Source organism: Insulibacter thermoxylanivorax (genome assembly GCF_015472005.1).
Lineage (GTDB): Bacteria > Bacillota > Bacilli > Paenibacillales > DA-C8 > Insulibacter > Insulibacter thermoxylanivorax.
This window is the reverse complement of record NZ_BMAQ01000005.1, coordinates 16,934-30,818: the sequence shown is the minus strand read 5'-3', so window position 1 is coordinate 30,818 and position 13,885 is coordinate 16,934. Positions and strand designations below refer to the sequence as shown.

The window sequence follows — 13,885 nt, the reverse complement described above, 5'->3', positions numbered from 1 at the left end:
CACATCCTTTCCTTTCCAATCCCAACCTTTGCACAGCTCGAATCACAGCTGAAAGATCCTGTCCCTTGATATCCTACGCATTGCATCCATCGTTTATCCCTGCTTCCAACAGTTGACTGACGTCTCAAATTCGCGGACATCGTCAGTTTGCCGTGCCTAGCATGATGTGGGATTCATAATGGGATTCTTCCCGTGGAAACCTACGCAGGAAGAGTTCCACCATACAGGAGGTGACATGAAGCCATGACCGTTGCAACCCAGGTGAAAACATGCCTTGCTTCTCTCAAGAGCGCGCAAGCCAGTTTGGAACAATTTGCTTTGAGCACGCAGAACCAGGAAGCCAAGAATACCTTCGCCTCCGCTGCCGAGGCCACACAGCAAATCATCGATCAGATCAGCAAGCGCGTACAGGAACTTGAAAACGAAGAGCCGCAGTACAAGGGGTTTTAAGACATGGATGGACTTTCAAAAAATGAACTAGGATGGGCGCCTGTCCATCCTAGTTCATTGCCTATGGAATTATTCAAATATGAAATTAAAATCCGGATACTGCTGCAGTCCGTTGCCCCTCCTGAACCCTTATACAAAGGCCATAGATGCCTGCACAGCACGACGCCAACCGCTGTACAGATGCTCGCGCTGCTCATCCGTCATTAATGGATGCCAGATCTTGTCACTTTGCCATTTTGCCGCTATCTCCTGCTGATCCTGCCAATACCCGACACCCAGCCCGGCTAGATATGCCGCACCTAAAGCCGTCGTCTCATAGATGACCGGACGCTCCACCCGACAATTCAACAGATCACTCTGAAACTGCATCAACATCTCGTTATTCGATGCTCCGCCGTCTACGCGCAAGGTCGTGCAGATAATCCCCGAGTCCTCCTCCATCGCTTGCAGCACATCCCTCGTCTGATAGGCGATGGATTCCAGCACAGCGCGTATGAAATGTTCCTTCGTGGTTCCCCTCGTCAAACCGAAGACCGTACCGCGAACATCGCTGTTCCAGTATGGCGTGCCCAAGCCGACAAAAGCCGGCACCACATACACCCCTTCTGTGGAATCCACTCTGGCTGCATACTGTTCACTGTCCGCGGCATGTTTAAACATACGCAGGCCGTCGCGAAGCCATTGGATGGCTGAACCGGCCACGAAGACGCTGCCTTCCAGCGCATATTCCACTTTGCCGGAGAGGCCCCAAGCGATCGTGGTGAGAAGGCCGTTTGCGGATCGAACCGCCTTGTCTCCAGTGTTCATCAGCATGAAGCAACCTGTGCCGTATGTATTTTTGACCATGCCCGGGCTGTTGCACGCCTGCCCGAACAGCGCTGCCTGCTGATCACCGGCGATGCCGGCGATTGGGATGCGGCTGCCGAAGAACAGATCGCCTTGGGCATAGCCGTATACCTCCGAGCAATCCCTGACCTCGGGCAGCATTGAAGCCGGTACATCCAGAAGATTCAGAATCTCGGGATCCCAGCGCAGCTCGTGAATATTGTACATCATAGTGCGGGACGCATTGGTATAATCGGTGACATGCACCTTCCCGCCGGTTAGTTTCCAGACGAGCCAAGTATCGATGGTCCCGAAGAGCAGTTCTCCGCGCTTCGCTCTGGCACGTGCTCCGTCGATATGATCCAGCAGCCAGGCCAGCTTCGATGCCGAGAAATAAGCATCGATAAGCAGTCCCGTCTTCTCCTGGAACCAGGGTTCACGCCCTTCCTGCTTCCACTTCTCGCACAGATCCGCAGTCTGCCTCGACTGCCAGACGATGGCATGGTAGATGGGCCGCCCTGTATCCTTCTCCCAGACGACCGTCGTCTCACGCTGATTGGTGATCCCGATCGCTGCGATCTGCGACGGATCGATGCCCGTCTCGGAGAATACCTGGGCGATCACGCTTTGAACGGACATCCAGATCTCATTCGCATCATGTTCGACCCAGCCCGGCTTCGGAAAGCGCTGGGTAAACTCCTTCTGAGCAAGATGCACGATCCGTCCATCGTGATCAAACAGAATCGCCCGCGAGCTCGTCGTTCCCTGGTCCAGTGCCAATATATAACTCTGCTTCACAACTTCCCCTCCGCTCATCATCCCCATCTCCTTTCGACTTTCAGCATATCCCTTAATTCGGTGCCGCTTAGCTGTATACCGCTTGTGATGTATGCCGCTTGCGCCGTTAATGCAGCATGTGTCTATGCTGTATACGCTTATGTTTTATGCCGCATGTGCTTATGCTGTATAACGCTTACGCTGCGAATCTTATCTCAGCACAGCCCACCGCTGCTCCAACAGGTTGATCCACTTTTCACCATTATACTGCTGATTCACCAGTTAAGATGATGAAAAGAAACTGCCAGCGGCTATGGCGCCAATCAAGCATATGAACGATAGATCTTCTCCGTATACTTCGTAATCGCGGCATCATAATCCGGATAGGGATAACTCAGTTCCACTGCTAATGCCCGTGAATATTTGCGAAACAGCTCATAGCAGGTGAAGAGAGATTGCCACATCGCTGGATAACTGTGCATGGAGTACGTGGACAGCAGCGCTTCCCAATCTTCCTCAGGGAGAACGCGGTCGATAAATTTGTAATTTTTCCCGATACTGAAAGTATATCCCCGTTGGGAGCCGATGTACCATGCCATCATCCGGAGCAGATTCGGTCTGGCGCCGCCGCTGAGATGATCGATTGCAAACAAAATCTCCCGCCTGGCCAATCCCTTTACAACGTAGGTTGATACAAACCAGAATTCATTGCAGCAATCATCGTATTCCCGGGCCGTAGGCTTCCGGATCCAATATTGCCGGTCGCTTGCGATCACCTCATGCTGCACCCGCCCGTCCTTGTCCAGCAGCACCTCAACCAGTCCATCGCTGGCTGCGAAGTATCCGGACAAATCTTCGATTGGATACAAGGTCAGATCGATTTTATTTCCGTCCTCGAAGAGCATGAGATACGAGAAACCGCTGCCCAGTTCCGGAGGGAACAATTCCATGTCCTCCGGCTTCTGCATCATCAGGCGGCGGCCGAACACGTCAAGCCAGCGCTCATCTCTTTGGAATGAAGCCATGTCCGTTACGAAGTAAGAAACATCGTAATCCTGGAATTCATCCGGCGAAATATGCTTATTCGTCCGCGATCCTTCCAGCGTAACAAGGCGAATTCGTTCATCGCGCTTTGCCAGATCCAGGATCAACGCCATCATCTCTTGCTCATTTCTCATGGTCAAATTCCCCCGATAAACAACAAACTCTCCCGAATAACGGAAGTCAAATTGACACTATTTCACTCAAAACGCGGTTTTACAGAGAATAAGGGAAGTGAAATTTACCTTATTTTATGGATTCGCACGATAACCACAGGTTTTGAGGCGGTTTTTCAAAAATAACGGAAGTTTCACTTCCCTTATTTCGCGATCTTTCAAGAAAAACGAGAAATAGAGGAAATCGGGCTATCCTTATTTCATAGAGCGGAGCGAAAACTTGGATAGCGCCCACCCTTCCAAGAGGATGAGCGCTTCCCTTCACTGCCTTCACTCCTCCACAACTTCCTTCCGTGCGTCAAGCTTCATAACGATCCCAAATCGGCTTGTCAATGGTCCGTATACCGTAGACACTGCCCGCTGCAGTGTCCGGGAACGAAGCGAACTTGACCTCAACTCGATCTTTGCCCCTGGTCAGCTCGAGCGGAATCTCATAGTTCACCACATATAATTCATCCGGCCGATCCGGCTTGAGCTGCTGACGAGCAATGACGGTGGAGTCGATGAGGATCTCAAAGTCCCGTTCATACCGCTTGCCGTCCATCCACTTCGGTCCGTCGCTGCCGTAGTAGGTAACCTGCAGGAGATTCGGCACATCCGGCTTCACCGCCATGCGGTAGCTGAAGTATCCGCCTTGCGAAGCCTCGCGGAAGCTCGCCTGAGCATGGGCATTATAGCCGGAGAAGGATTGCTGCGAGTCGATCTGATGCTCCACCTCCGACTGCTGCTCATGCGGTCTGACTTCGTCGATGGTGACGGCGGCTAATTTTTCCCTTTCCTTTCGTTCATGATCCTCATAACGGGCATACTCTTCCGGGCTCAGCAATTGCCAGTAGATCGTATACCGCTCGTGATGCAGCTCGTAGAATGGAATGAGCTTCACCTCTACATCCCCCGGCTGACCGATCGGTTCAGTTATGAATGTCAGCGGCTCGCCCGCAACCGGTTTCACCCACTTCTTCACATCCTGTTCATCGGTCACCAGGATCGGCACTTCGATGCGCGGATGATGATGCAGGCTCATGTGGTTGGCGACGATATCGCTCTCCGGGAAATTCTCCCGGCCCAGCGCACCGGCGAGCACGATCGGACCGTACATGACTCCGACTTTGCTCTCATCATCCTTCGCCCGATAGAGATGCAGATCCATCGGCAGATGAACTTCGATGAGATCCCCGGGTTGCCATGCTTCTCTGATCTCAATATAGCCATGGGCTTCTTGCACGCTGCATGCGGTGCCGTTCTGCGTCACGCTGGCCTTGCCCGCGAGCCAATACGGAACGCGAATGCGCAGGGACACGGGCTTCTGTCCCGCTTCCTCGATGACAAGCTTCATTCTGTCCGACTTCGGGAACTCCGTCTCCTGGCGCAGTTTAAACTGCAGCTCCGGGAACTCCGCCTGCGATGCGATGAACAGATTCACATAGACGGCGTCTTCCGTCGGATAATAGATCTGATGCGTATAGCGAGCCGGGTTCTCCATTCCCGTGCCGACGCAGCACCAGAAGGAATCGTCATGGGTACAGTACACCTTAAAATGCCCCGGCTCCGTCGACACAAAATACATCTTCATCCCGGTGTCCGGATCCTGCGAGGCCAAGATGTGGTTGTACAGCGCCCGCTCGTAGAAATCCATATACTCCGCCTTCTGCTCCCAGCGGTACAAGATGCTTGTCAGCTTGAGCATGTTGTAGGTGTTGCATGTTTCGAGGGTTTCCACGCCGAGCTTCTCGCTGTAGGGCGGGCGGAAGTGTTCATTGATGCTGTTGCCGCCGATGATATAAGATCGCGTCTTCGTCACCACATCCCAGAAGAACTCGGCCATCCTGCGATAGGATTCGTCCCCGGTGATCTCGTAAAGTTTGGCCGCACCGATGACTTTGGGGATCTGCGTATTCGCATGCTTCCCTTCCAGCTCATCGATGCCCTGAGCTAACGGGTCCAGGATCGCCCGATGGCAGAAGCGAATCGCCAGATCGAGGTAATCTTTGTTACCGGTTATCAAGTATAGATCCGCCATCGCCTCGTTCATCCCGCCATGCTCGCAGATGAGCATGCGCTGGAACTGCTCGTCCGTCAGACGATCGGTGCCGCGTTTCGCCCAGTCGGCCAGTTTGGTCACCACTTCTAAGGCTTTGTCGATCTTCGCATAGCGGTAAGCGTCGATCAGTCCTGCATAGATCTTGTGAATGCTGTACCAAGGCACCCAGGATCCTGCAAGGTTAAAGTTGTGGACTTCGAAATCGCCGGTGAACGTCTTGTCGAAGCATTCCCGCGAGAATCCGCTTACATAACCATCGGGATCATGGGACTGAACATAGGCCAGCTCATCCACCGCATAAGCGAGTTTGGCGCGAAGTTCTTCATCCCCCGTCGCTTCCACCATCGCTGCTGCCGCGGACAGCCAGTGACCGATCGAATGCCCGGCGATCTGCGTCGCTTCCCACCCGCCGTAGCGCGGTTTCTTCGGCGTAAGCGACGCCGCTTCATAACAAGGAGCGATCAAACGATCGACATCGAGCGTATGAAGAAAGCCCTTTCCAACTTCTTGTGAAGACTTGAAGATCCCGTCCAACAAAACAGCGCGTGGTTGTTCAAAAGTCTGTGTCATTCTGCAGCTCCTTTCTCCGTTGTTCGCTGATCATAATCAGCTGACGATAGCATGCTTGATCTTACATGATCTGAAGAATGATCTTGGACGCACTTGAGCGCACTTGTCATTGGCAGACTTACCGATCGTGTGCGCACACGTTCAAAGAAGCCTTTGTCTATGGGTGCGATTGTTCATGAGGAAACGCTTGCAAAGACGCACTCTATAAAGTTCACCCACTTAACAAAGTTCACCCGCTTAACGCTGCAGCACAGATCATGACCATCCGTCATGCCCGGCACACGCTCCCATATGCTATTTCGACGAGCGCAGGCATTCTCCTGCGCTGCTCAAGGATTTTGTACGATTTTTCGGATAAACCTTGTGCGATGCAGGTCAAGGCTCATGCGGGATGTGCACGCCAAGCGTATTTTATACGAGGTCAAAACGTGCTCAGGAGACGGCCGATCGACTGATTTTATACGACTATTAGGACAAAACAGGAAAATTCAGCGCACGCATGCCAGATTTTGTACGATATTTCCGATAAAATCAGCGAAACACCCCATGCGTCCGCTGGTTTTATCCTATTTTGGGGACAAAAATCTCTGACAGCACAAGAATCGCGAACATCACTGGAATCGCAGACAGCACAGGAATCGCAAACATCACTGGAGTCGCAGCAGCACGGGGACACTCCGCATCATCCACCGCTTAGAACAGCGTCAACTGCACCACTTGCGGAGCATCCTTCGTTAATTCGTCGATATGACGTAATTTCGATGCATAGACTCCGAGCAGACGCACGGGTCTCCCCTCAAATTGAACTTTGTCCATCAATTCTCGTGCAATGGCATACATGGCTTCCGCCTCTTGTATGGGCTCTTCGACGGTCATGCTTCGGGTGATCTGCTGGAAGTCGCTGAACTTCACCTTCAAAGTGATCGTCTGAGCGGCGCGATCGTTGGCAGTCAACGTGCGGCTGACTTTCTCGCACAGCGACTCAATCACCGACAGCATATCTTCGATCGCATACAGGTCGGAAGCCAGAGTGGTCTCTTTGCCCACGGATTTGCGGGGGCGGTTAGGAACCACCGGCCGACGATCGATCCCCCGGGCATTCTCGTAGAGGGTGAGGCCTTTTTTGCCGCAGATTTGAACCAATTCCTCCCGACTCAGTTCCCTAAGCTGCCTTCCCGTCTCAATGCCTAGGCTGAGGAATTTCTTCTCCGTCACTTCTCCTACTCCGAAGAACTTGCCTATGGGCAGCCGGTCGATAAACTGCTGCGCCCTGCTTGGCGGAATGACAACCAGGCCATTCGGTTTCCGATAGCCGGAGCCGACTTTCGCGAGAAATTTATTGTATGATACGCCGGCCGATGCGGTGAGCTGGAGCTCGGATGCGATTCGCCGCTTGATCTCCTTCGCGATCTCCGTGGCGTAGGTCATGCCCCATTTGTTGTTGGTCACATCAAGGTAAGCCTCGTCCAGTGATAAAGGCTCGACGAGATCCGTACAAGAGCGGAAGATCGCCATGACCTGTCTGGATACGCGTTTGTATTTCTCCATATCCGGTTTGATAAAGACGGCATGCGGACATCGTTTATAGGCAGCAGATGAGGGCATGGCGGAATGAATGCCGTATGCTCTTGCTTCATAAGAACAGGTCGCTACGACCCCGCGCGAATTCGGCGCTCCGCCGACGATCACGGGTTTGCCGCGCAGGGATGGGTTATCCCGCTGTTCAACAGAGGCATAGAAAGCATCCATATCGATATGAATGATCTTGCGAATCGGTTCGTCCACGCCGGCACCCCCTTGTTCTTTGGGTCTACGATGATTATATCAGATCTATTCATTCACGATAAAAAAGGACTGTCCCTCAGTCAGTCATCGCTGACTTTTTGGACAGTCCCTGTGCACGGCAGCTTAAATCCCTCAGGAACGATTATTCCTTAGTTTCTTTGGTAATGAATCGCCTAAACTCAGTAAAAAAATTCACGTCGTGTCTATATTTAAATTCGAGATATAGCTTCATAATCAAAAACAAAATGCCTGCACCTAAACCAAAAATAATCGATTGAGTGATGACGGAAGGCAATGCCTCTTGATATTGCTGTGCTATGAGCTCCTTCGGCATCTCCGGATACTCGCCGGCTTTGAGATTTGACAGCATATAGGTCGATGTCCATAAGCCAGTCAAGAACCCGATGGAGGATGCACTTAACGAAGAAATGAATATTGCCGTACGATAACGATTAAAAAATCCGGGTTCCTTGGGATCGCGTTCCATAACCTTTCCTCCATACAACTGTATACTACTTTGTTAAATTATATCATATTTATCCGTATTTTTCAAGATTCCGGCATTCTGCGTTACCGTCTATTTTTTACTCTTATAAAATTCATGATACAACTTCATCAATGCGCGTTTCTCGATCCGTGAGACATAACTGCGGCTGATGCCGAGTTCCTTCGCGATCTCGCGCTGCGTTCGCTCCTCCCCGCCGTCCTCCAGTCCGAAGCGGCCGCGAATCACCTCCTGCTCCCTGGGATCTAGGATATGAAGATGGCCGTAGATTTTCTTCTTCTCGATCTTAAGCTGCACTTTATCCACGACATCATCGGTATCGGTGCCCAGGATATCGATCAAGGTAATTTCATTTCCTTCCTTGTCGGTGCCGATCGGATCATGCAGGGAGACATCTTTGCGCGTTTTTTTGAGGGAGCGTAAGTGCATGAGGATTTCGTTTTCGATACATCTCGCCGCAAAAGTCGCCAGCTTCGTTCCCTTATCCGGCTGGAAACTCTCGATGGCTTTGATCAGACCGATGGTGCCGATGGAGATCAGGTCCTCGATATCTTCTCCTGTGTTATCGAATTTCTTCACGATATGGGCGACCAGCCGGAGATTGTGCTCGATGAGCATATTGCGCGAATGCATGTTGCCCTCCGCCATCTGGCGCAGATGCTTCTCTTCTTCCTGTTCGCTCAGCGGTTGGGGAAAGGCATTGTTCTTCACATAAGATACAAGAAGCGAAAGCTGTTTGAAAAATAACGCAATTGCCGATAACAGGCCAGACACGCAAGGCACACCTCCAAGAAGCGATTACTTCCATGTATATGTAGGCGGGTACCTACTCGTGCCTGTACGACGAAAACGAACAGCAAAAGATGAAAAATCCACCGCCCTTTTGTAAGCAGAGACCAGGTTATGGACGAAGCGAGCGGCCGCACAAGAAGATGACCCCCTTCGATCAAGCGCGCATACTGCACACAGCGCTGCAAGAGTTGGAGGTAAACAAGCCCATCCTTGTCGGCCATTCCTGGAGCGGACTGTTGACGCTGATCTATGCTCTCTTATATCCGCAAGAAACTTCCGGTCTCATCTTGTTAGCTCCAGCGATGTACAAAGAAGGCTATCCAGCGGAACACGGCGACCCCTTATCGAAGCTGATGACTGCGCCGCTGATCGGCGATCTCTTCCTTCGCCTGTTTCTGATGACGCCGCTCGCAAAGGCGATGGCTGATAACATGTTGCAGCAGACCTTCGCTCCAGAAGCCGTCCCCGGTGGATATCAAGAGCGAGTACGGGCTTCATGGCTTCGTCCATCGTCATTAAGGGCGAATCGCGAGGATGTACTAGCCTTCCCTCCTGCTGCCATGGAAGCCAGCAAGCGTTATCCCGAGATTAAGCAACCCGTCATCGTCCTCGTCGGCGAAGAGGATCCCTTCGGAACGAAGGAACAGGCCTTGCGCCTGCAGCGGGACATTCCCCATGCAGAGCTTCAGATCATTCCTCGTATCGCTCACATGATCCCGCAGCTCCATCCAGAACTCGTCGCTGATGCGATCCGTCGCATAGCCGAACCAGCGATTGCATGCTTACCAGTGGAAAATCCCTATCGAATCGACTATGATATAGAAGGAATCTCTAAATGAGGGATGGTGGAGAGATGACAGCACATGAGAAATGGATCCAAGAAACGATTGAATTAGCCATAAAAAACGTTCATGCAGGCACCGGCGGGCCCTTCGGGGCGATCGTCGTCAAAGACGGACAGATCGTCGGCAGAGGGCGGAATCAAGTGACGTCTCTGAACGATCCTACCGCCCATGCGGAAGTACAAGCGATCCGCGATGCCTGCCGCAATCTCAATACGTATCAACTGACCGACTGCATCATCTATTCGAGCTGCGAACCGTGCCCGATGTGCATCGGTGCGATCTACTGGTCGCGGCCGAAGGCGGTCTACTTCGCAGCAACGAAACACGATGCAGCAGATGCTGGATTTGATGACCAATTCATCTACGAACAGATCGCTCTTCCTCTGGAAGAACGTTCGATTAAGATGCAGCAGTTGACGACAGACGGTCATACGAAGCCCTTTGAAGTCTGGAAGCAAATTCCCAACAAGTTAGAGTACTAATAAAACAAAGGCATTGTGTACTTGCGGCCAGCAGAGTACACAATGCCTTATTTATATTGAGAAGTTACTGTTAATCAATTACTGGCTCACGCCATGGATATAAGTGAACCATGGGGTATCAAGCGCTCCTTGCCCGGGTCATAGGTGAAGAAATATTCCACGACATCCCCCTGCTGCAAGCCATTCACCGGATAAGTGAAATTCCCTCCGCCGTCATGGTGCATTGCCACATTCATCTGGGTACCGCCATTGATCCTGTAGTGCAGATCTGCGAAGACCGCCCCGTTGACATAGAACAGGAGATCATCGCCGATCTTCTTCAAGCCGCGCACTTCATCACCGATGATGATCTCATCGGGATCGGAAGGATCAGCGGGGCCGCCACCGCCGGGATTACCGGGCGGCTCCCCTTCCCCTTGCTTATACACCCGCACATAGTCCACCTGCATCACAGCCGGGATATCCTCCGGTGCAGGTGTCCTTCCGCCGTCGAAGTGGCCGCCTACAGCCAGATTCAGGATGAGGTAGAAAGGCTGGTCGAAGGGGGCGTTGGGATTGTTCGGCGCTGCTGCGGAATACCACTCCTCCCGCGTAACTTTGAGGAAGAAATGCCCATCGACGTACCATTTGATATTATCTTCTTCCCAGATGATCGTGTATACATGGAAGTCATCGGCGAAGGTCTGTCCCGCAGGGAAATGATACTCTCCAGCGATATAGCGGTTCGTCGGCCATTGACCTCCGAAATGTACAGCGCCGCTGGTTGATCCCGGCAGACGCCCCTTCGCTTCCATAATATCGATCTCACCGGATGCCGCCCAAGGTCCGTACACATCTTCTACTGGGAGCATCCAGAACGCCGGCCACAGTCCATCACCTGTGGGCAGCTTGGCGCGAATATCGATTCTGCCGTACTGAAGCGAGAAATGGTTCTTCGTATTGATCTTCCCGGATGAATATTCTGCGAACCGATTCGGGTCCTGCGGAAAGGACTTGCGATCGTGCAAGGCCCGGATATGGAGCATGCCGTCCCGAACATAGACATTCTCTTCGCTGTCCGTATAGTGCTGCATCTCCGCGTTGCCCCAGCCCCAGGTGTTCGGATCATCATTCAGATAGTACCCCAGTTCATAATTCCAATGGTTCAGATTAAGCGATGTGCCAGTGAATTCATCCTGCCAGATCAGATGGAACCCTTCGATCGTCGGATCATCGGGCGTACCGATGGCGATGTCCTCCTGGTCGCTCACATCTGGCCTTGGTGCATTGGGATTGCCGATGAACGTATAGTACACATAATTATTCCCGATCTCTCCTCCCTGCTGGCCGTTCAGCGGATAACCGATGCGAATCTGCATATCCACTTGGATCGGCCGGAACCAGAGACCATAGATATAATCCGCCCAATATCCCCACTGGTTGGCATCGGACATCTGATTATAGCCGTTAGGAGAGTAGATAAAACCGCTCAAGCTCGTGTTCGCCAGATCCACCCAAGCGCCGTCCACATAGATCTCATAGACGAAGTTCCCCAGATCACTTGCGATCGCCGGCTGTCCGTCGATACGCGGCAGCGGCAAGCCGATCGCTCCGAGTTCATCCGCTGCATAAGTCGTACCATCATAGGGTGTAAGCGCATACGAATTTCGCGTCGGCTCATGGTAGTGAAATCGGCATGACGAAACCGAAGCTGGCTTGACCAACGCCTGATCTCGTGATCACCGGGCCATCGGCCGGCGAGAAGTAGGACATCGAAGTGATCGTTGCAGGTGCTGCCTGAACATCGCTTTGCGGGATGAGGATGACGCTGAACGCCAGCAGCACCGCGATGAAGAAACTTAAGATGCTGCGCAGGCCGCGCAGACCCTTCTTCTGATCCCGTGTCATGTTGCCCCTCCCCCTTTGATTGGTTGATTCACCCCCATTCTAGCGGAAAGAGGAAAGGGTCCGTAAGGTGCAATCCTTTAGGATCTACCCCAATATTTTGTTATGTTGCTTGCTTCCGCGATTACGCCTTTACGCCTCATAGCGCCGTTCCCTTCCAACGGCCGGCGCCGTTACCCCTTTGGCGCATCCGCTGTCGATACTCGGTGGGCTGCATGCCCATGACGTCGCGAAACACCCGGGTGAAACTCTTGTAGCTCTCATACCCGACCATCGCCGCTATATCGCTGATTTTATAATCCGTTTCGATCAGGAGTTTGCGGGCTTTGTCCATGCGCACATCGCGCAGATATTCCGTGAAACCCTTGCCGACATTTTTCTTGAAGAGATTGGAAAAATAGGCATAGTTCAGCGACACATGATTAGAGACCATCGCGAGATCCAAGGGTTTGTGGTAGTTCTCATGGATATAGCGGATCGCCGCGTTCAGATCTTGACTGTTGCGGTAGCTGCATTTTAATTCGTAATAATACTGGTTCAACCTAAGCAGCTGCTGCTGCAGCGCTTGGATATAGTCACGCATCCCCGGATAATCGAACAGATTCCGCAAGCAGTCGACATCGATCGTCTCTTCTCCCATATAGGGCCGAATCACCCGTTCATACTCTTCGATCAGCTCAACGACGGCACGGCAGACCTGCAAGGTATAGTGAATGTGATAGCGTTGAAGGCTTTTCTTATAGAAAATCTTGGAGATCTTCTCAGCGATCAGCCCGTTGTTATCCGTCCCCATCAGCTGAAACAGAGCATAGATCTCCTCATAGGGAAGCTCCCACTGCTGCGCGAGCCCCGCGATATGCTGCGGCAGAAGGCAGCGCTGCTCCGGAAACAAATAGCTGTGTTGGTATAGGTCCATCAATTGCTCGTAAGCCTTGGGCAGCTGTTTCAATCCCTGCACGGGATCCGTCATGATCGCAACCGCTCGAATCTGATCATGGTGCAGTGCAGAAGGCAGTGCCTCCGGCACCTGGTCTCCGGCAACGACCAGGATCAGATGAGGATGGTGCTGCAGGCAGAGACAGCGCTGTCTGCCGTAGACACGATAAGCGATCGATTCCATGCCATGGATGCTGAGCGAGCCCGGCTGATTAATCCAGCGCTCTTCGCGCAGCAACACCAAGCGGTAATGCCGCCAAAGCTGGGGATACCAGGATTCAGCCGTCTGCATCCAAGCTTCATCATAAGCTGCTCCTTGCATGAACAGACGCAGTTCCTTCCGCTCCGTATCCATCGCCCGCTGCGTGAGATCCTGCATATTCCGCGAAAGTTCGCGCCGCGTCATCACTTCCTGCAACACATGCTCGATCGAAGTCTGAAGGTCCTCCCGCTTCACGGGTTTGAGCAGATAGCCCTTAGCGCCGAGCTCGATCGCCCGCTGAGCATAGGCAAACTCGCCGTACCCGCTGATGATCAGGAAATCGACCTCGAGCCGTGCTTCCCTGCTGCGAGCCATCAGCTCCAGCCCGTCCATATCCGGCATCTTGATATCGGTGAGAACGAGCTGGATATCCCTTTCCCGCAAGATCTGCAGGGCCTCAACACCGCTTGCAGCATCATAGATATGATCCAAGGGCAGCGGGAACCGGCGCAGCATCGTCTTCAGACCTTCACGAATATGGGCTTGATCGTCCACGATCAACAGGTTGAACACC

The 13,885-nt window shown here is 52.5% G+C and carries 12 protein-coding genes; 3 read left to right on the top strand and 9 right to left on the bottom strand.

Going from position 1 to position 13,885, the window contains the following annotated elements; translation table 11 throughout:
- The first annotated feature begins 243 nt into the window (after nucleotides 1-243).
- Entirely contained in the window at nucleotides 244-450 is a 207-nt protein-coding gene (locus PRECH8_RS03160; protein ID WP_200965635.1) for a DUF1657 domain-containing protein, read from the top strand.
- Nucleotides 451-579: 129 nt separating this feature from the next.
- On the opposite strand, the gene glpK is transcribed toward PRECH8_RS03160, so the two are convergent.
- The 6 genes from glpK to sigK all read right to left on the bottom strand — a co-directional run bounded on the left by glpK (nucleotide 580) and on the right by sigK (nucleotide 8,944).
- On the bottom strand, nucleotides 580-2,091 hold the full coding sequence (gene glpK / locus PRECH8_RS03155; protein WP_200965634.1) for a glycerol kinase GlpK: 1,512 nt from the start codon (nucleotides 2,089-2,091) through the stop codon (nucleotides 580-582).
- Nucleotides 2,092-2,375: 284 nt separating this feature from the next.
- Nucleotides 2,376-3,230, bottom strand: a complete 855-nt coding sequence (gene ant(6), locus PRECH8_RS03150; protein ID WP_200965633.1) for an aminoglycoside 6-adenylyltransferase — start codon at nucleotides 3,228-3,230, stop codon at nucleotides 2,376-2,378.
- 337 nt (nucleotides 3,231-3,567) lie between these two features.
- On the bottom strand, nucleotides 3,568-5,880 hold the full coding sequence (locus tag PRECH8_RS03145; protein WP_200965632.1) for a glycoside hydrolase family 127 protein: 2,313 nt from the start codon (nucleotides 5,878-5,880) through the stop codon (nucleotides 3,568-3,570).
- Between the two features lie 693 nt (nucleotides 5,881-6,573).
- Entirely contained in the window at nucleotides 6,574-7,665 is a 1,092-nt protein-coding gene (gene dinB / locus PRECH8_RS03140) for a DNA polymerase IV (protein ID WP_242457412.1), read from the bottom strand.
- A gap of 142 nt (nucleotides 7,666-7,807) precedes the next feature.
- A complete protein-coding gene (locus tag PRECH8_RS03135; RefSeq protein ID WP_200965631.1) occupies nucleotides 7,808-8,152 on the bottom strand; it encodes a hypothetical protein in 345 nt (114 codons plus the stop codon).
- 90 nt (nucleotides 8,153-8,242) lie between these two features.
- Complete coding sequence (sigK, locus tag PRECH8_RS03130; RefSeq protein WP_200965630.1) at nucleotides 8,243-8,944, bottom strand: RNA polymerase sporulation sigma factor SigK; 702 nt, start codon at nucleotides 8,942-8,944, stop codon at nucleotides 8,243-8,245.
- An 89-nt stretch (nucleotides 8,945-9,033) separates the two neighbouring features.
- Between sigK and PRECH8_RS03125 the strand changes: the two genes are divergently transcribed.
- Both PRECH8_RS03125 and PRECH8_RS03120 read left to right on the top strand, forming a co-directional pair.
- Nucleotides 9,034-9,801 carry an alpha/beta fold hydrolase gene (locus tag PRECH8_RS03125; protein WP_200965629.1) on the top strand — a complete coding sequence of 256 codons (768 nt, stop codon included), beginning with the start codon at nucleotides 9,034-9,036 and terminating at the stop codon, nucleotides 9,799-9,801.
- Nucleotides 9,802-9,815: 14 nt separating this feature from the next.
- Nucleotides 9,816-10,289, top strand: a complete 474-nt coding sequence (locus tag PRECH8_RS03120) for a nucleoside deaminase (RefSeq protein ID WP_200965628.1) — start codon at nucleotides 9,816-9,818, stop codon at nucleotides 10,287-10,289.
- 86 nt (nucleotides 10,290-10,375) lie between these two features.
- Here the strand turns inward: PRECH8_RS03120 and PRECH8_RS03115 are convergent, their stop codons facing one another.
- From PRECH8_RS03115 to PRECH8_RS03110, 3 genes are all read right to left on the bottom strand, one after another.
- Nucleotides 10,376-11,992 (bottom strand): glycoside hydrolase family 16 protein, encoded by a 1,617-nt coding sequence (locus PRECH8_RS03115; protein WP_242457411.1) that lies wholly within the window; start codon nucleotides 11,990-11,992, stop codon nucleotides 10,376-10,378.
- Nucleotides 11,946-12,176: a hypothetical protein gene (locus PRECH8_RS14465; RefSeq protein WP_242457410.1), complete on the bottom strand. Its 231-nt coding sequence runs from the start codon at nucleotides 12,174-12,176 to the stop codon at nucleotides 11,946-11,948. The genes PRECH8_RS03115 and PRECH8_RS14465 overlap by 47 nt, the downstream gene beginning before the upstream one ends.
- A 136-nt stretch (nucleotides 12,177-12,312) precedes the next feature.
- A complete protein-coding gene (locus tag PRECH8_RS03110; RefSeq protein WP_200965627.1) occupies nucleotides 12,313-13,884 on the bottom strand; it encodes a response regulator transcription factor in 1,572 nt (523 codons plus the stop codon).
- Nucleotide 13,885: the final 1 nt, after the last annotated feature.